This is a genomic window from Psychrobacter sp. Sarcosine-02u-2, assembly GCF_002836335.1.
In the GTDB taxonomy this organism is placed as follows: Bacteria; Pseudomonadota; Gammaproteobacteria; order Pseudomonadales; family Moraxellaceae; genus Psychrobacter; species Psychrobacter faecalis.
On record NZ_PJBX01000123.1, the window covers coordinates 1 to 18,841 of the forward strand.

The window sequence follows — 18,841 nt, forward strand, 5'->3', positions numbered from 1 at the left end:
CAGCCTCAGAACCAATAGCGATTGGCTATTCACTTATCAAGAATATGAGCACTTAGACATACCAAATACCACCAATTCTCTTGAAGGATTATTCAGTGAGTTAAAGCGACAATTACACAATCATCACGGTCTAAGTGAGCAGCGTAAGTTGCGGTTTATTAAAGACTTTTTAGGGTCAAAGTCACTCAAATAGCATGAATTTTGTCCATTAGCGAGTACCTTCTACTTTTTAGCATGAATTTTGTCCATTACACCTTATGTTTGAATAAATGGTTAGTTATAAAGTTTTCTGTTAAAAATAACCTTATGGGCAATGTTTACGTACACTACCTTGATAAACGCGGCGACATTGTTTACGATAATAGGCTTTATTAACACATTAGGCTTCCATGATTGATGCGAATGACATACCAAGTAGTCAGCTGATTTTATACGCTGACGATGGCTACAACAGCCATGTGGTCCGCCTATTGCTTGAAGAAAAAAAACTTGCCTATTATTTATCACGGCTACATTCTGAGCGTCCGGAAGACTTGACCGAGCTCAATCCTTATCATACTTTGCCTGTCTTGCAACAGCGTGAGATTGCGCTATATGAGATTAACGTTATCTTCGAATACCTTGAGGAGCGTTATCATGCCAATAAACTACTGCCAGATACGCCGCAAGAGCGCGCCCAGTTTCGCCAATTGGCTTGGCGTATACAACATGATTGGTTAGTACTCGGCAAACGATTGCTGATGCATCCGGACAGTTTTAACAAAGCGCAAGCAGCCTTGGCGAAAAAGCAGCTAAGCGACTCCTTAATTACTTTGTCGCCTTTATTTGCTCATAAACCTTATTTTATGGCCGACGAGTTTGGTTGGTGCGACGTACTTCTAGCGCCGTTATTATGGCGATTGGAAGAGATGGGTATTGAGTTACCGCGCGCTATCAGTCGCCCCCTATTTGACTATCAAAAACGGGTCTTTGAACGTGACAGCTTTCAAAAAAGCGTACGTTAATTAGACAACCGCTGATGACTCCCCTAAAATAGACTTTGATATAGAGTAACGATACAGTGAATAATTTTTTAATAGATACCACTCTGTTAGGAATTACTCATTAAGCAGTATTTAATAACCATACCTAAGGAAACCAAAAGATGAGCGAAGAAACCACCTCTATTACCCCAACACGTCCCTATATGGTGCGCGCGCTATATCAATGGATAGAGGACAATGCGCTCACCCCATACCTGATGGTAGATGCTACTGCTGACAATGTCCAAGTCCCTAAAGAGCATATCCAAGACGGACGTATCGTGCTCAACATTGCTAGCCGCGCGACCGGTAATATGAGCATGGAAAATGATTATATTCATTTTAGTGCGCGCTTCGGCGGTGTCTCGCAAGAGATTTGGGTACCATTGACGGCGGTAATGGGGATTTATGCCAAAGAAAATTCGCAAGGGATGTTTTTTGACCCTAATGAATACGATGATTATGTCCCTGAAGAAGACGCAGCGACTACCTCCAAGAAAAGTACTGCTGCCCCAAAACCTAAGCGCGATAATAAAGCAGGGTTAAAAGTTTTAAAATAATTATGTTAAAAAATCGACTTTAAAATAGCCGAAAGAATTAGCCATAAAAAAGCCAGTCATATTCCATATGCTGGCTTTTTTTATGGTCAGTCCAAAATGCTAACAGGCTCAAAAACACTTAATCTCTTGGCGTTTAAGTGCTTGAGTATTAAGTTCTTGGCAGTGTCACACCGCGCTGACCTTGGTATTTACCGCCGCGGTCTTTATAACTGGTCTCACAAACGTCGTCCGCATCGCTTTGAAAAAACAGCATCTGTGCCACGCCCTCGCCCGCATAAATACGCGCAGGCAAATTGGTGGTATTACTAAATTCCAACGTCACATGCCCTTCCCACTCAGGCTCAAGTGGTGTGACGTTGACAATGATACCGCAGCGTGCATAGGTCGATTTACCAAGACAAATCGTCAATACATCACGCGGAATACGAAAATACTCCATCGTGCGCGCCAAAGCAAAAGAGTTTGGCGGAATGATACACTCGTCACCGATGACGTCAATGAAGCTTTTTTCATCGAAGTTTTTAGGATCTACAATCACTGAATGCACGTTGGTAAAGACTTTAAACTCAGGCGCACAGCGTACATCATAACCGTAGCTTGAGGTGCCATAACTGACCAAACGCTCGCCGGCATCATTAAAACGTACTTGACCTGGTTCGTATGGTTCAATCATGCCATGTTCTTCGGCCATTTTACGAATCCAGCGGTCAGACTTGATAGACATTGTTGTTCCTTAAAAAATTTTCAATAGCCAATTTTTAATAGCCATTGTGATAATAGATTTTTGGTAGCGATGATTATACGGAATTGACGGCGCAATTTATAGAGCGGCAACGACTTTAAAATTAAGCCTGCTATTTATAAATGCATAATAGGCGCTCATCAGTTACCATTTAGCAAAATGATCTTCCGCTAAGCCCATTACCTTATTAAGTTTAATCACCTCATCTGCTAGCCGTATCTCACCACTATACAAACCAAGCCATTGCTCAAAGATACTGGCGAGCACACCGAAGTTATCGGACTTTTTATAGACAGTAATCGGCGTAAAGGTTAAATCAATATCAACCTTGCTCCAGCCAAGATTTTGATGATAAATACGCCAAGTATGCTGCGCGGCTGCATCCAAATCTTGACGTACAAACATCACAGGCGGCAGATACACTATCTGCCCATCAAGCCAGCAAGCATTTTCACTAGCGCCAGTTTCGTTGACGCCCATCGATAAGTTCAAGGTAAAATGACGGCCATCGGGCAAATAACTATTGATACAGCTCCAAAACCAATTGGTCTTGTGGCGCATATAGCCAAGCGTCCAATCTAAATTGGCAATAGTCGTGTCAGTAAAGTCAATTTTTTTGAGCTGAATATCAGGAACAGTAATATTAGATGTTGAATAAGATTTAATAAGTAGATGTCCAGATATTGCTGTCAGCGGCTCTTTTTGGGTAAAGGTCCAACCGCGTCTGCCCGTTGGTGTACAGATAGCTAGTGGCCGTGATTGTCTTGCTAAGGTTGCATTGAGTGCAAGGTTTTGACTATCTAGCACAACGTCAATCTGGGAAGGCGTAAAACCCAATGTTACGGTCAGCTTATTATGGGTAAACGCCATTTGACCTTGATAGCAATCGCCTTCTAATAAGGTCTGCCGCGTCAAAGGTTGCAAGGCTTCGCAAACTTCTAGCTCATTAGTTTCTTCATGATAAATATAAACGAAGGCGCTGGTCGCAAGCTTAATCGTCGCCAGTGCTAGGCAAACTCGATAAGGCGGCTCGATAATTTGGATAAAACAAAATTGGTTGGCTTTAAGCGCTTTGCGCCAGTTTGGCAGCGCTTTTTGCGAGATAAGATAACTATGATAGTCAAGATAGTTGATGCGCTTAACGCTAGCAAAAACGCCAAAGCTAGGTTGACCGTTTTGAATAAGTTGGTCAATCTCAACTGCTCTCAAGTGATTAGCGATAGGTTGGTGATTATCGTTTTGCTTCATTTTTACGGCATCCTAGCCAAAATTCATTACGAGACTACCTGGCCTTGGTAGCTAACTGTGCTGCTAACTATTCTTCTTTTTGCTTGTCCTGAAGCAGCCCAAACGGCTTCCCTAATAGCTTTAATCTCTATCATCGTCAAACCATCTATAAGCTCTTCTGTCACATTGACTACTGCAAAAGAACTTATTCCAAACGGATGCCTAGAAAATTTAAGCAATAAATCAGTCATAGCTTGTATTGCTTGTAAAAAATCAGCAATCACCATTCGGCGATTGCTAAAATCTGCATTAACCTGATAGCGTTTGCTACTGCTATCTTTATAGTAGCAAACGGCGCTCACTTGATTGTTTGAGAGCTCAATCACGTATATAGGCGGACGAAATAGCTTTAGGAGCCGATATTGCTTGGGGATAGTATCTAAATGACGTTGATAAATGGATGGACTCACGATACTTCCTTTTTAAAATTCAAAGCCATTTAGATTGTAAGACTTTATACGCTTAGGCTATTTTACTAACTTTAGAAGCCATTAAAAACTATTAGAAAATCCGCTTATCATCGACAGGTTTGGCAAATTTATTGATATTGGCTTCGATATTTTTAGCAATACTTAGATAATACGGCGCAAATTCATCATCGGCCAACACGCTCGGCTCACCTTTATCCACTTGGGCGCGAATACCACTAGCAAGCGGCAACTGACCCAAGAGTGGCACATGGTATTGCTCAGCGATTTTTTCGCCGCCACCCGTACCAAAAATCGCTTCGGTATGGTTACAGTTGCTACAGGTATGCAGCGCCATATTTTCAACCACGCCAAGTACTGGAATATTGGTTTTATTAAACATCTCGATACCTTTTTGCGCATCAAGTAAGGCGATATGCTGCGGCGTCGTCACAATCACCGCACCCGTTACCGGAATGCGCTGCGCCAATGTCAGCTGAATATCGCCAGTACCGGGCGGCATATCAATGACTAAATAATCGAGCTGCGGCCAATTGGTTTGATTATATAGCTGCATTAAGGCGCCAGTGGCTTTTGGTCCGCGCCATGCCACAGGCGTATTGTCGCCATCGAGCAAGCTACCAATCGATAGCATTGCCAAACCATGCGCTTCAATAGGAACAAACTGCTCATTTTCCAGCTCAGGCTTGACTTTATCTACGCCCAGCATCGTCGGCATACTCGGCCCGTAAATATCAGCATCCAGCACACCAACACGATTGCCCAATTTCTGTAATGCTAAGGCGATATTAACGGTAGTGGTTGATTTACCAACGCCGCCTTTACCCGAAGCGACGACGATAATATGGCGGATACGCGGATGCGCCGTTAAGGACGCTTGCGTCGGCGCCGCTTTCGTAATCGGCGGTTCGGCCTGATTGCTGCTATTTGTATTTGCAGAAGGTTTGGTCTGCTTTTCCATCGCGTTGGTGGTTTTTGGCATGGCTTTTGGCATGGCTTTTGGCAGGCTTGACCCCGCGCCTTTTGCAGGCGCTGGCAGGCGCACATTCATATGAATCACTCTGATGCCATGCGGATGCAGCAGATTGCCAAGCTCTTGCTGAATGGCCTCAGGGTCGCTATCTTGCGGCAGACGCAAATCCAAAGTCAGCTCATCGCCATCGCGCTCTAGACCTGTGACCATAGTCGCAAGACTACTATTACCTAAATGGTAATTGAGCAACACTTGATCAACGACGCTATCACGAGCCGCTTGTTGCTGCGGAGATTCGGATTTCGAAGATGCTCTTTTTTTTATAAAATTAAACATAGCTACCTCTACTACCTATATCGATGGTTAAATTTGGCAAAAATGATGAATCTTTTTAAACAATAACTGTTTGAAATTGTTTAAAAAAACTCTTAGCTAAAACCTTAGCCCATAAAACTTTTGCCAAATGCTTTTATATAGATACAGTGTAGCTCAATGGGCGCTATAAAAAAACCACACTGTCAGTAGGTATGAGGGTCAAAATTGGTGTTATTTTTTTATTTAAGCGGTCTTATGTAAATGACCGTTTATTAAACAAACTAACCAATTGGTAAAAACCTAGAAGCGATGAATAAATAAATCAGCACGCCCGACGCATCACTGATTGAAGTAATCAAAGGCGCACTGGCGGTTGCAGGGTCAAAACCGAGTTTATTGAGTATAAAAGGCAGACTCATGCCAATGACACTACCAATCATAACGACACACAGCATACTTAGTGCCAGAACCAAAGAGACGGTCGCGTCACCACGCACATAACCAATAAGGGCAATGGCAACGGCCATCGTCGCACCGAGCAGCAGTGCAACTAAGGCTTCGCGGCCAAGGAGTGAAAACCAATCACGCATCACCACATCACCCGTCGCTAAAGCACGTACCATTAAAGTCGCTGATTGCGAGCCGGCGTTACCGCCACTATCAACCAGTAAAGGTAAGAAAAATACCAATACTAAGTTTGCCGCAATGACGTCTTCGAAGTTAGCAATACTTAGCCCCGACAGCAAGTTGCCAAATACTAAAAACACCAGCCAAAAAACCCGCTTACGGTAAAGGACAGTAATACTGACGTCTTTTAAGCGCCCAACCATGGTCGAGACACCGCCTGACTTATGGAAATCATCCGTGGCTTCATCACTTGCCACGTCCATCGCATCATCATGCGTGACGATACCAACCAACGCCCCACTGGCATCAGTAATGGGTAGGGAGATTAAGTCATAACGGGCAACAGTTTTCGCAACGTCTTCTTGATCATCGTTGACATCAGAAGAGATGACCGAGCTGACCATGATGTCTTTAATCAGCTGCTCAGGCGATGATAAAATAAGCACCCTTAATGACACCACGCCCAAGAGCTTACGCGCGTCATCAATCACATAAGCATGATAAATAGTTTCGGCATCGGGCGCTTCTAAACGTAGCGCGTCCAAGGCTTCGGCGACAGTCATCTCAGCCCCTAACGTCGCATAATCGGAGCTCATTAAGGCACCAGCCGTGCCTTCTTCATAGGCCGATAGACGGCGAATATCCTCACGCTTCGCCTGCGCTAAGGCAGGTAATAGCACGTCGCGTTGGTCTTGACTTAAGCGCTTATACAAATCAGTCCGTTCATCTGACGGCATCTCGCCGACTATCTTGGCTAAAATAGCGCGCGGAAAGACATAAGCGAGCGCCACTTGACTCTCTGGGTCTAAATAAGCAAATATCGTCGAGCGATTGGGCAAATGCGCAAGGAGCTGCCAAGCGAGTTTGGGTTCAATTAATGCCAATAAATCAGCTATATCGATAGGACGCAGGTTTTGAATCTCTTCAATCGCTTGCTCATACTGCTGCTGCTCGATAGCACGGCTTATTTTTTCGGCATAGGTCAACGCCAAGTCTTTATTATTCATTGCTTTTACTCCGTGCAGCGCAAAATAGGGCAACAGGCGCTCATAAAAAAGAGCCAATATTATTGGCTCAAATTAACATAAAATCAAATGCTAAAGGATTGGTGTTTTATTAGCAAGCGAATGATGCTTAAACCAAGCAAACACCTCACAAAGCCGAATATTTATTCACCAATCTTTTTTGACGTACTTATTGCATAATGCTCACCGGCGTCTTTTCTTGTAATTCTTTAAAACTCACTCCTTCTGCCAGCTCAACCAGTTTTAGACCGTTGTCAGTGACATCTAATACGGCAAGCTCGGTGATAATACGATCGACCACCCCTTTACCCGTTAGTGGCAGCTCACAGTCGGCAAGGATTTTTGGCTCGCCATGTTTATTGACCTGTTCCATCAGCACAATCACCCGCTGCACGCCAGCCACCAAATCCATCGCGCCGCCCATGCCTTTGACCATTTTTTTCGGAATCATCCAGTTGGCCAAATCGCCTTTTTCTGATACTTCCATCGCACCCAAGATGGCAAGGTTGACATGACCACCGCGAATCATCGCAAACGACTCTGAACTACTAAAATAGCTGGCACCCGGTTCGGTGGTGACGGTTTGCTTGCCCGCATTAATCAAATCCGCATCGACATTTTCTGCCGTTGGAAACTCACCGATACCGAGTAAACCGTTTTCAGACTGAAGCCAAACATCGACGCCTTCAGGGATATAGTTGGCTACTAAGGTCGGCAATCCGATTCCCAAATTGACATAATAGCCATCTTTTAACTCTTGCGCGGCGCGCTGTGCCATCTGCTCTCTTGTCCATGCCATGATAATTTCCTTATTTTTTACAAAGCCTATTGTTATTTTTTCATTAAAACCATTAAATAATCTTTCATTTAAGCGCTTGTAGTGGCTGCTTTGGTAGTAGTTTTTTCAATACGTTTTTCGGGATTATCATTTAAGACAATACGCTGGACAAAAATACCCGGTAGATGGATCTCATCGGGGTTTAGCTGCCCTATCTCTACGATTTCTTCGACTTCCACAACTGTAACTTTACCCGCCATCGCACAATCTGGATTAAAGTTACGCGCCGTTTTATTAAAGATTAAGTTGCCAGCTTTATCGGCCTTTTGCGCTTTGATTAGTGCCACATCTGCCCGCAAAGTATGCTCAAGCACATAGGTACGACCATCAAACTCGCGCGTTTCTTTGCCTTCAGCCACTTGTGTGCCAACGCCTGTAGCGGTATAAAACGCTGGAATACCAGCGCCGCCTGAACGCAGTTTTTCCGCTAACGTGCCTTGCGGCGTTAGCTCAACCTCTAGCTCGCCTGACAGATATTGACGCTCAAACTCTTTATTTTCACCGACGTACGATGAAATCATTTTTTTGATTTGGCGCGTTTGTAACAATAGACCTAAACCAAAATCATCGACACCGGCGTTATTACTGATACAGGTTAAATCCTTGACCCCGCTATCACGCAGCGCCTCAATCAGCGCTTCAGGAATACCGCACAAACCGAACCCTCCAATAGCGAGAGTTTGACCGTCGTTGACGATACCTTTTAACGCCTCTGCTGCGCTGCTATATACTTTTGATTGACTCATGCTTATCTCCTTGCAAGTCACATTATTTTTTATATAGGTAATGCCTCATCCTTTATATAAGACAATACATTATGTATCGATATAACTAAATTATAATCTCTTTGCTAACTTAGCATATTATTATCCTAGCGACCAGATAACAATCTTAAAATACTTATATGCTAAATCGTTGAGTAACTGCGTAGCTGCCTGCGTGATTAAGCATCGATTTAATTACCAAGGTAATATCACAAAATCGGCCGAATTACGGTATCATAGGCGCACTTTTTTAATTCTTCTCTTTTTTAGAGTTATTGGACGTTTTAAGTGTTAATAATTTAGCATTGATAATACGGTGCTGACTCCTCATAAAGTGCTCGAGACGTTTGAAAATCAACCCGTTTATATAAAAATATAGGTGACAAAAGTGCGTGAGATTTTAGTAACCAGTGCGCTGCCCTACGCCAATGGCTATATCCATTTGGGGCATCTTGTAGAATATATTCAGACCGACATTTGGGTACGTGCGATGAAAGCACAAGGCCATCAGGTCACCTATGTCTGCGCTGATGATGCACACGGTACGGCAATTATGCTCAAAGCAGAGGCCAATGGCGTCACCCCAGAAGAGCAAATCGCCTCGGTAAAAGCCTCACATGAAGCCGATTTTGCCAAATTTTTGATTGACTTTGATAATTATCACAGCACCCATTCAGAAGAAAACAAGCATTTCTCTGAGCTTATTTATCGTCGCCTTAATAGCGCCGGACATATCAGCACAAAGGACGTCAAACAGCTTTTTGACCCTGAAAAGCAGCTGTTTTTAGCCGATCGTTTTGTCAAAGGAGAGTGCCCTGAATGCGGCGCGCTGGACCAATATGGCGATAACTGCGAAGCGTGCGGTACCACTTATGATGCAACCGACCTTATCAATCCGCATTCAACGCTATCAAACGCGACGCCCGTGCTTAAAACTTCTAAGCATTATTTCTTTGATTTGCCTGAGTTTGAGCAATTCTTAAAAGATTGGACGCGCAGCGAAAACCGCTTGCAAGTCTCCGTCGCCAATAAACTGCAAGAATGGTTTGACGCGGGTCTGACCAGCTGGGATATCTCGCGTGATGCGCCGTATTTTGGTTTCCAAATCCCAGATACACCAAGCGATGAGCCAGAAAAATACTTTTATGTCTGGCTAGATGCACCAGTTGGCTATATGGCAAGCTTTAAAAACCTATGTGATAAGCGTGAAGGTACAGAGCAAGCACTTGATTTTGACCGTTATTGGATGCAAGAAAACGAGCATAAAACCGAGGTTTATCACTTTATCGGTAAAGACATCGTTTATTTCCATGCGCTATTTTGGCCTGCCATGCTAGCGGGTAGTGAATTCCGTACGCCAACCGGTGTTTTTGCCCACGGTTTCTTGATGGTCAATGGCGAAAAAATGAGTAAGTCACGCGGCACCTTTATTAAGGCCGAAACTTACGCGGAACACTTACACCCTGAATACTTGCGTTATTATTTCGCCAGTAAACTGTCTGACAAAGTTGAAGATATTAACCTTGATTTAGAAGACTTTATGCAAAAGGTCAACTCTGACTTGGTGGGTAAAGTGGTCAATATCGCCAGCCGTAGTGCCGGTTTTATCGTGAAGAAATATGACGGTATGCTGTCAGACAATTGCGTAGAATCAGAATTATTAGAAAATATCACCAAAACTGGTGATGAAATTGCCGCCGCTTACGAAAACCGTGAGTTCTCGCGTGCGATGCGCTTAATCATGCAGTGTGCCGACAAAGCCAATGAATATATCGACGAGAAAAAACCTTGGTCGCTTGCCAAGATCGAGGGCACTGAGCAAGAAGTACAAGACGTCTGCTCGGTGGCGATTAATATCTTCCGCCAATTGATGGTTTATTTGGCACCAGTATTGCCTGAGCTGACAGCCAATGCTAAAGCGTTCTTAAATATTGATGATTTAAGCTTTGCTAGCCGAAATCAATGGCTACTTGGTCATAAAATCAATAAATTTAAACCTTTGATGCAACGTATCGAAGAAAAAGACGTTGCGGCAATGGTTGAAGGTTCAAAGGCCTCGTTAGCGCAAGCAGACGCTCCTACTACTAGCAGCGATAATAATTCAGATAATAAAACAGCGGCAGTAAACACTCAGCCAGCAGAAAAGGCTGATACTGATACAAATGCTGAACAAGCTGACTATATCGGTATTGAAGACTTTGTCAAAGTTGAGATGAAAGTGGCGCACGTCTTAGCCTGTAATTATGTCGAAGGTGCGGATAAGCTTTTACAATTTACCTTGGACGTTGGCGAAGACAAACCGCGTAATGTCTTTAGCGGTATCCGTAAGTTTTATGAGCCTGAGCAATTGCTGGATAAAAAGGTAATTTGCGTCACCAATCTTGCGCCGCGTAAGATGAAATTTGGTGTCTCAGAAGGCATGGTGCTATCGACTGGCAACCCGAAAACTCAGTTAACGGTAGTGACATTACCGGACAACTGCGTGATTGGTGATGTGTTAGCTTAAATGCGGTTGTACTTATAGAATAAAAAAGATGCTTTCGTGGCATCTTTTTTATTGCTTAAAATTCATTGGTGATGAAATAAAAAGAGCGTGGGCAAAAAATAAAAATATCGACAAAAATCCATCTTTACTAACCTTTATAAAATCAATGACAAATGCGTTTTATTTTCTTATTGCCATAAGTTACATTACTGTCATAATATGGACGTAATCATCAAGGGATTGATTACCTTTATGTTCGCCCGTTATCTCAGCATCCACATAACATTGACTCGGGTAACCTGCACTCTTTAACCTATGAGCCAAAATAAAATGACCTTTGCCACTACTTTACGCCTTAGCCTGTGCGGCGCTGCTATTAGCGCGGCGCTTGGTTTAACCGCTTGCTCTAATAATGCGACCGACCCTGCCGTCAACGCTGATGATAGCGCAACTAATGATAAGCCTGCCAAAACCTTGGCCATCACGCAAATTGTCGAGCATCCTTCTTTAGATGAGATGCGCCGCGGCATTATTGATGAGCTGGCGGACAACGGCTACTCAGAAGGGCAAAACCTAACCGTTAATTTTCAAAGTGCGCAAGGGAATACCGCAACGGCTGGGCAAATTGCCAAACAGTTCGCCGGTGACAATCCAGATGCTATCGTTGCCATCTCAACACCTTCTGCGCAATCGGTAGTTGCTTCGACCAAAACTGTTCCCGTTATTTATACCGCCATTTCAGACCCTGTGGCAGCCAAGCTAATTGACGAAAATGACGTGCCTATCCAAACCAATGTGACTGGTTTGTCGAGCGAATTACCTATTGAACCGCAGTTAGACAATATTCAAAAAATCGTGCCCAATGTGAAAACCATTGGTTATGTCTATAGCCCAGGCGAAGCCAATTCGGTGGTGGTTCTTAAACAACTGGAAAAGGCAGCACCAGCACGCGGGCTTAAGATATTGGGCGTCACTGCCAATCGCCCTACCGACGTTGCAATGGCTACTCGTAGTCTGGCTGGCAAGGTAGAGGTTATTTATACCTCACTGGATAACAATGTGGTTTCGGCTTTTGAAGCGATGGCAAATGCGGCTAATGAGCTTGATATCCCAGTTATTGCCTCAGATGAATTTAGCGTCAGACGCGGTGCGACGGCAGCGCTTGGTGTCAATGATTATGACTTTGGTCGTACTACAGGCAAAATGGTGTATCGGGTATTAAACGGTGAAGCGACCAAAGATATCGCACCGCAAGTTATGAATACCTTAACGCTATATGTCAGCCCAAAACACGCCGCTGAACAAGGTACTAGCCTATCGGCAGACTTACTTAAAAATGCCATCAATGTCGACAAAGAAGCACAAAAGGCCAGCAAATAGTCACTAATAAATAGTTGCGTCTCAATAGTAAAGAATAAACGGACGGTAATTAATAATCAGCTATACAACGGATTACACAATCAGCTAGGATAATGGCTGGCAGCGCTACCCTTTTTTATCTTTTATATAATGTACGGACACATTATTATTTTCAGGAGTCAGACCCATGTTGTATCAAAATCGTTTTGCCAAAGCTTTATTATGGGGCGGTGTTTGCACCGCTATCTTGACCGGCTGTAACCAGCCAGCACAAGATGCCAACACCCCTGACGGCGCTGCTACGGGCGGCGATGCCAAAGCTGCCATGAAAACGGTCGCTATTACCGCCATCGTTGAACATCCAGCACTCGATGATGTGCGTAAAGGCGTTATCGACGAGTTAAGTGACGCCGGCTTTAAAGAAGGCGAAAACTTAACCATCAACTTCCAAAGCGCCCAAGGTAATACCGCCACTGCCGGTCAGATTGCCAAACAATTCGTCGCTGATGCACCAGATGTCATCGTGGCGATTGCCACGCCATCGGCTCAGTCTGTAGCCGCTTCTACCAGCAGCATTCCTATGGTGTTCTCAGCGGTCACCGACCCTGTCGCAGCAAAACTGGTACCGAAACTTGATGGCTCTGGCACCAACGTTACTGGCGCCTCTGATGCCCTTCCTTATGCGCCGCAAATCGATTTGATGCGTCAAATTATCCCAAGTCTAAAAAACGTCGGTTATGTCTATAGCCCAGGTGAGGTGAACTCAACCATCGTTTTAAAAGCGCTAAAAGAGAATCTGACCCCGCTTGGTATTAACGTTCACGAAGCGCCTGCGCAGCGTAGTAACGATATTGCGATGGCCGCTCGTAGCCTTGAAGGTAAAGTCGATATGATTTATACCTCAACGGATAATAACGTGGTTTCAGCATACGAATCACTGTACCAAATCGCTAAAGAAAGTAAGATTCCATTGATTGCCTCTGATACCAGTTCGGTTGAGCGCGGTGCCGTTGCAGCCTTAGGGGTGAACTATTACGATTTAGGCCGCGAAACCGGTAAAATCGTTACGCGTATCTTAAACGGTGAAAAAGCAGGCGAAATCCCTGTTTATACGCCGCAATCGCTTGATTTACATGTCAGTCCAAAGAATGCGCAAGCTGAAGGCATCACGCTACCACAAGCCGTTATCGATAAAGCAAAAGTAGTGTTAGAATAACTGCCGCTTTTAACTCTAATTCTTAGACGATAGTTTTTATCAATTATCGTCTAGGTTAATTGGATATAGCTATTTTGATATGGCTATATAGGTAGCGCAGACAAACCCAGCTCTCAGTCAGTAGGCTGGGCTTGTTTTTTCAAGGCTGTAAATAAGCAAAGCTTATAATCAAGCATTCTAAGAATAGGTTTTGCTTGACCCTAACTGCAGATACCTCTATCTGTTAAATTCACCGCTTAGTCGTTTAAGCAAAGTTGGCTGATTGATAGCGCGATATGTCGCCTATCTCAATTATCTCGCCATCATTTATTAAACGCTGGGTTATGACTTACTGATCTCTTATGTCTTTAATTGCTTTTTTTGGTGCGCTTGAAAGTGGTCTGATTTATGGCCTAGTGGCGCTTGGCGTCCTTATCTCATTTCGTACCCTCGACTTTCCGGATTTGACCGCTGACGGTAGTTTTCCGTTGGGCGGCGCTGTCGCGGGTATTTCTATCATCGCTGGAGTGAATCCTTGGCTTGCTTGTGCCTTTGGTATGCTAGCAGGGTCAGTCGCCGGTATTGTCACCGCGTGGCTACACGTTAAGCTGGGCATTTTACAGCTGCTTGCCAGTATCCTTGTGATGGTTGCTTTATACTCTGTCAATCTACGGATTATGGGTGCGCCAAACTTACCATTGTTAGGTGAAACGACCGTATTTAGTACCTTGGTCAGTGATGGTAATGGTTACTGGATGCGCTGCCTCATTATTGGTGTCGTCGTCCTATTGGCCATGTTGTTTTTAAACTGGTTTTATAGTACCGAAACGGGTTTATCGATGCGGGCGACTGGCTCAAACCTACGCATGGCACAGGCGCAAGGTATCAATACCTCATGGATGACCATCATTGGTATGGCGATTTCTAACGGCTTGATTGCGTTAGCAGGCGCATTATTTGTGCAGACGCAAGGTGGCGCTGATATCTCAATTGGTATCGGTACGATTGTCATTGGTTTAGCAGCGGTCATCATCGGCGAGACCATTATTCCAGCTAAGCGTATTTGGCTGATTACCTTTGCGGTGGTCGTTGGTGCGGTGCTTTATAAGCTCTTTATTCAAGTGGCTCTATCAAGCAGTACGCTACGTAGTATCGGATTTGGTCCCCAAGATTTGAACTTGATTACCGCGCTACTCGTGGTATTAGCCTTAGTCTTGCCAAAAGCTAAAAATAAATTTTTAAGTCGTAAAGTTCGGGCTTAATGTCAATATGCAACCATAAGGAATAATTATTATGATGCAAGCTACAGATTTGCGGTTGACCTTTAACCCTGGAACGCCCATTGAAAACCCTGCCCTACGCGGTATCAATTTAAATATCGCCGATGGTGAATTTGTCACCGTCATCGGTACCAATGGCGCAGGCAAATCGACCTTTTTAAATGCTGTCAGTGGCACCACGCGCGTGGATAGCGGTTCAATCTTGTTAAATGGTATTGATGTCACCAAAAAGACCGCGCACCAACGTGCCCATTGGGTTGCTCGCGTTTTCCAAGACCCGATGGCGGGAACTTGTGAGGCGCTAACCATCGAAGAAAATATGGCGCTAGCCTATAAGCGCGGCGGCAAACGTGGTTTGAACTTTGCCCTTAATCAAAATAACCGTGACTTATTTCGCGAGAAATTATCGGTATTAAAATTGGGTCTAGAAAATCGTTTAACCGACCGTATGGGCCTGTTATCCGGTGGTCAACGCCAAGCCGTGAGCTTACTGATGGCGTCATTGCAACCGTCTAAGATTCTACTGCTTGATGAGCATACGGCGGCCCTTGACCCTAAAACAGCGGCGTTTGTTTTAGAATTAACCGATAAAATCGTCACCGACAATCAGCTAACAACGATGATGGTGACGCATTCGATGCAGCAGGCTCTAGCTCATGGTACGCGTACTGTGATGCTTCATCAAGGTCAGGTGGTATTAGACGTATCTGGCGATATCCGTAAAGGCATGGATGTGCATGATTTACTGGATATGTTTGAGCAAACCCGCGGTGAAAAGGTCGAAGATGACAGTTTGATATTAAGCTAACTCATTTTACAAAATATTTTGAATTTAAAATAAAACGCCTTCTCATTAGGCGTTTTTTTATGGCTGTTTTAGTTTTTAAGAATCAAGCATGACCAATTTTTGAATCAATTCACTGACATGCTGCGCTTGCATTTTCTTCATCACCTGTGAGCGATGTACCTCTACCGTTCGTACCGATATGTCTAAATGGTCGGCGATATTTTTATTTAGATTGCCTTGCATCAGCTCATGAGCGACCTGTTTTTCTTTCTCGGTTAGCTGCGCATAGAGCTTTTTTATACTATAAAGCTCAGCTCGTTTGAGGGTTAATACTTGCGCACGCTCAAGCGCTTCTTGGAGACGGTGACTATTAATCGGTTTCTCTAAATAATCAGCGGCGCCTTGTTTGAGCATATTAACAGCATCAGCAATCTCACCTTGACCAGTTAATGCAATAAGCGCTATCGGACTGTCCTGTTGATTAAGGTGCGCTTGTAGTGCTTGACCGCTCATGGCTGGCATCATTAAATCACTGACGATCACCGCGGGATAATAGATATCAACTTGCTGCAAAAAAGTCAGGGCACTTGACCACACTTGGGTCGGCAATCCTAAGCTGCTAATTAAAAAATTACAGGAATGACGCACGCTTTCTTCATCGTCGATGATATGAACCAGTAGAGGTTCATTATTGCTATCAACTGGCGTTTGCCATTCTGAGTGCTTAACTGAATTATGCTGAGCATTCATACGCAACCTTATGATTAAGTTAATTTGTAAAATTTATAAATGCTTGGTTGTTGATAACCCTCTCTTGCTCACTTTCGCTTTTGCTTACTGTCTCTGTTGATTATCTTATTTCTGCGCATCATCTGCCAAATGCAGCGGCAGATAAAAAGACACTTGCGCACCTACCCTGTTTGCTAATGGATGAGTGTTTTCCATTTTTATCAAGCGCACTTTACCATTTAACGACCGCTTTAAGCGTTGCTGATAACCATCTAACGCTTGTATAGTATTAAGCTCCTGCTGGAATTCGATATTGCCAAGCTGCATCATACCGCCAATTGACTTGCACAAACGCTGACATATCATCAGCCCCAAGCCTAAACCATTTTCTTTGGTCGATTTGGTGGCGTATTTATTAGTCAGACGCTGTTGTGATTGACCCTCAACTAACTGCTGATTACCCTCTAACGGTTTATGGTCAAGCAACTGCGCCTCATCAAAACCGCCTGCATCATCGGTTATATGCAATACGATATAAGATTTACCATTATAATCTTTTGCCTGACAACGTAACATTATCTGCGTTGCCCCTTGCTGCTCGGCATTGAGCATACTATTCATCAATAACTGGTCAAGAACCAAGCTTGGCAACTGCAAAGTCTGATAGTCACTCGCCAACCAAAAGCCAATACTTGAGGCTTTTTCACCAAGTAGCAATATACACTGCGCATAGGTGGTGACGATGTCCACTTGAACGTTGTTCGGCTGCGAGCGCCCTGCCCAGCGCCGAATATTACTGATAACAGCCGCGACCCGTTCGGTTTCATTAACAATTTGCTGTAACGCACTTTCTGTCGCTTGTTTGTCTATTGCTTGCTTTTCTAGCACTTGCTTGTCCGTTAGGGTCTTTTCTAGCGCATTCAAACTATGGGCAGAGTTTTTATCCAGCACCGTACTTTCTTTACCGTCTTGGCGGCTGACACTGCTTTGACTGCGAATAAGTAAGCCTTGCGCATAATTTTGAATGGTCGCCAGCGGCTGATTGATTTCATGGGCGATGGATCCACTCATCTCACCGATGACAGCGAAGCGTTCTGATTGACGTAGCTGCTGGTCATAATCACGAATCAGTTGATTTTGCAGAATGATTTTTTGCCGTCGTCGCCATGCCAGCCAGCTCATCCACGCATAATTCACCGTTGATATCAGTACAATTAAAACGATAACTGCCATCCACAATCGATGCGCCTTTACCCAATCGACCATATGCGCGCCCAGCTGCTTTTGTGCTGGATGACGATTCATATCATAAAGGATACGTTCAGCATCGCTACTCGATTCGGCTGGTAGCCAGCGCTGTCCTATCCCTAACGACTCTTGCTCTGGTTGACTCTTTCCATATTGACTCAAACCAAATAAATTTTGATTGATTTGCCGAATCAAGGCAGCTGGCGCTTGCTCGGTCGCCGCCAATGTCCAATTGGGATATATCTTTGTTGAAGACTGACAGCTAGAAGCGGTCGCCACAGGGTGAATAAGTCGGTATTGTTTTTTGCTAATCTTCCCTTGCTGCGCCATTTCTTCCATCAAACAAAGTGGCGCAATCGCTGCATCTACGCTGCCACTGGCCAATGCATGTAAGGTACGCTCAATAGGATAACCGACGAACTGGGTCTGATAACGGTTGGATGGCACACCGTTTTGTTGTAATAAATGCGCGACGAGCAGATAACCACCAAAAGCCTCACTGTCGACGGCAGCAATTTTACGCTGCTGCAAATCTTGCAACTGATAAATGCCGCTGTCTGCCTTTACCCAAAGTGCACTGGCGACGGCTTCCATGGCGCTAGGTTCTTTTAACGGACTACCCTGACTGAGTTTATTAAATTTATTAGCTAGATTAACCGTTGTAGAAAGCTGCTTATCAGCGCTTTTATTAAAAATTTTTTTATGAAAGTTTTTACCCTGGTTATCATCAGGCCTATCCAATTGAGCGGTCTCTGTATCAGCTTGCAAGGTCGCAAGCCAGCGCCAATGGGTGGTATTCATTTTAATCAGCTGTACTTGCGGACCAAGCACTAGGGCAAACTGCTGCGCTTCGATTTCCTGCTGCCAATTTTCTAATGCTAGCGGTATCAAGACCACCGCGTCCTCTTGCAACTGTCCATTAAGCTGATTAAGCCAAGGTTGCCAACGCTCTTGTGCAGCCGTTTCCCCTTGCGGCGCGAGCACGCCTAAATAGTAAGTTTGCGCATTGGCAGTGGCTAGCATTAACCAAGTAAAGGACGCTACAACGATAATAAAATAAGCGTTCAAGCTAGCCCAGACTTTAGACTTTTTAACCATAAACCTAGCCTTACAGTTGAGCTATCAAACCGCCATTATAAATGAAAACCATAACTATAATGTGGTTTTCCACAATATC

16 protein-coding genes and 1 pseudogene are annotated in these 18,841 nt (G+C 44.2%); 8 read left to right on the forward strand and 9 right to left on the reverse strand.

Annotation, left to right across the window (positions count from 1 at the left end):
- From CXF58_RS03205 to CXF58_RS03215, 3 genes and pseudogenes are all read left to right on the forward strand, one after another.
- A pseudogene (locus CXF58_RS03205) lies at positions 1 to 193 on the forward strand (hypothetical protein); the annotation flags it as partial.
- A gap of 196 nt (positions 194 to 389) precedes the next feature.
- Complete coding sequence (locus CXF58_RS03210) at positions 390 to 1,004, forward strand: glutathione S-transferase N-terminal domain-containing protein (RefSeq protein WP_068404413.1); 615 nt, start codon at positions 390 to 392, stop codon at positions 1,002 to 1,004.
- A 140-nt stretch (positions 1,005 to 1,144) separates the two neighbouring features.
- The gene (locus CXF58_RS03215) at positions 1,145 to 1,582 is read left to right on the forward strand and encodes a ClpXP protease specificity-enhancing factor (RefSeq protein WP_068404415.1); all 438 of its coding nucleotides are present in this window, start codon (positions 1,145 to 1,147) and stop codon (positions 1,580 to 1,582) included.
- 148 nt (positions 1,583 to 1,730) lie between these two features.
- Here CXF58_RS03215 and dcd read toward each other — a convergent pair whose 3' ends face one another.
- From dcd to CXF58_RS03250, 7 genes are all read right to left on the reverse strand, one after another.
- Complete coding sequence (gene dcd / locus CXF58_RS03220) at positions 1,731 to 2,306, reverse strand: dCTP deaminase (protein WP_102076576.1); 576 nt, start codon at positions 2,304 to 2,306, stop codon at positions 1,731 to 1,733.
- Positions 2,307 to 2,468: 162 nt separating this feature from the next.
- Positions 2,469 to 3,572, reverse strand: a complete 1,104-nt coding sequence (locus CXF58_RS03225; protein WP_102076577.1) for a DUF2804 domain-containing protein — start codon at positions 3,570 to 3,572, stop codon at positions 2,469 to 2,471.
- Between the two features lie 26 nt (positions 3,573 to 3,598).
- Positions 3,599 to 4,021, reverse strand: a complete 423-nt coding sequence (locus CXF58_RS03230; RefSeq protein WP_068404420.1) for a hypothetical protein — start codon at positions 4,019 to 4,021, stop codon at positions 3,599 to 3,601.
- 91 nt (positions 4,022 to 4,112) lie between these two features.
- Positions 4,113 to 5,348, reverse strand: coding sequence for an iron-sulfur cluster carrier protein ApbC (gene apbC, locus CXF58_RS03235; RefSeq protein WP_102076578.1), 1,236 nt, complete (start codon positions 5,346 to 5,348; stop codon positions 4,113 to 4,115).
- A gap of 260 nt (positions 5,349 to 5,608) precedes the next feature.
- On the reverse strand, positions 5,609 to 6,961 hold the full coding sequence (gene mgtE / locus CXF58_RS03240; RefSeq protein WP_102076579.1) for a magnesium transporter: 1,353 nt from the start codon (positions 6,959 to 6,961) through the stop codon (positions 5,609 to 5,611).
- A gap of 187 nt (positions 6,962 to 7,148) precedes the next feature.
- Positions 7,149 to 7,778 carry a CoA transferase subunit B gene (locus CXF58_RS03245; RefSeq protein ID WP_102076580.1) on the reverse strand — a complete coding sequence of 210 codons (630 nt, stop codon included), beginning with the start codon at positions 7,776 to 7,778 and terminating at the stop codon, positions 7,149 to 7,151.
- Positions 7,779 to 7,846: 68 nt separating this feature from the next.
- On the reverse strand, positions 7,847 to 8,563 hold the full coding sequence (locus CXF58_RS03250; RefSeq protein WP_102076581.1) for a CoA transferase subunit A: 717 nt from the start codon (positions 8,561 to 8,563) through the stop codon (positions 7,847 to 7,849).
- A gap of 406 nt (positions 8,564 to 8,969) precedes the next feature.
- Here CXF58_RS03250 and metG point away from each other — a divergent pair, with 406 nt between their 5' ends.
- The 5 genes from metG to CXF58_RS03280 all read left to right on the forward strand — a co-directional run bounded on the left by metG (position 8,970) and on the right by CXF58_RS03280 (position 15,708).
- Complete coding sequence (gene metG / locus CXF58_RS03255) at positions 8,970 to 11,087, forward strand: methionine--tRNA ligase (RefSeq protein WP_180952517.1); 2,118 nt, start codon at positions 8,970 to 8,972, stop codon at positions 11,085 to 11,087.
- A gap of 309 nt (positions 11,088 to 11,396) precedes the next feature.
- Positions 11,397 to 12,446 (forward strand): ABC transporter substrate-binding protein, encoded by a 1,050-nt coding sequence (locus tag CXF58_RS03265; protein ID WP_102076584.1) that lies wholly within the window; start codon positions 11,397 to 11,399, stop codon positions 12,444 to 12,446.
- Positions 12,447 to 12,612: 166 nt separating this feature from the next.
- Positions 12,613 to 13,641 carry an ABC transporter substrate-binding protein gene (locus tag CXF58_RS03270; protein ID WP_102076585.1) on the forward strand — a complete coding sequence of 343 codons (1,029 nt, stop codon included), beginning with the start codon at positions 12,613 to 12,615 and terminating at the stop codon, positions 13,639 to 13,641.
- Positions 13,642 to 13,982: 341 nt separating this feature from the next.
- Positions 13,983 to 14,882: an ABC transporter permease gene (locus CXF58_RS03275; RefSeq protein WP_068404436.1), complete on the forward strand. Its 900-nt coding sequence runs from the start codon at positions 13,983 to 13,985 to the stop codon at positions 14,880 to 14,882.
- Between the two features lie 31 nt (positions 14,883 to 14,913).
- The gene (locus CXF58_RS03280; RefSeq protein WP_068404438.1) at positions 14,914 to 15,708 is read left to right on the forward strand and encodes an ABC transporter ATP-binding protein; all 795 of its coding nucleotides are present in this window, start codon (positions 14,914 to 14,916) and stop codon (positions 15,706 to 15,708) included.
- Between the two features lie 75 nt (positions 15,709 to 15,783).
- On the opposite strand, the gene CXF58_RS03285 is transcribed toward CXF58_RS03280, so the two are convergent.
- Together CXF58_RS03285 and CXF58_RS03290 are read right to left on the reverse strand one after the other, a co-directional pair.
- Positions 15,784 to 16,437, reverse strand: a complete 654-nt coding sequence (locus tag CXF58_RS03285) for a response regulator transcription factor (protein WP_082894261.1) — start codon at positions 16,435 to 16,437, stop codon at positions 15,784 to 15,786.
- 105 nt (positions 16,438 to 16,542) lie between these two features.
- Complete coding sequence (locus CXF58_RS03290; RefSeq protein WP_102076586.1) at positions 16,543 to 18,762, reverse strand: sensor histidine kinase; 2,220 nt, start codon at positions 18,760 to 18,762, stop codon at positions 16,543 to 16,545.
- Positions 18,763 to 18,841 lie beyond the last annotated feature (79 nt).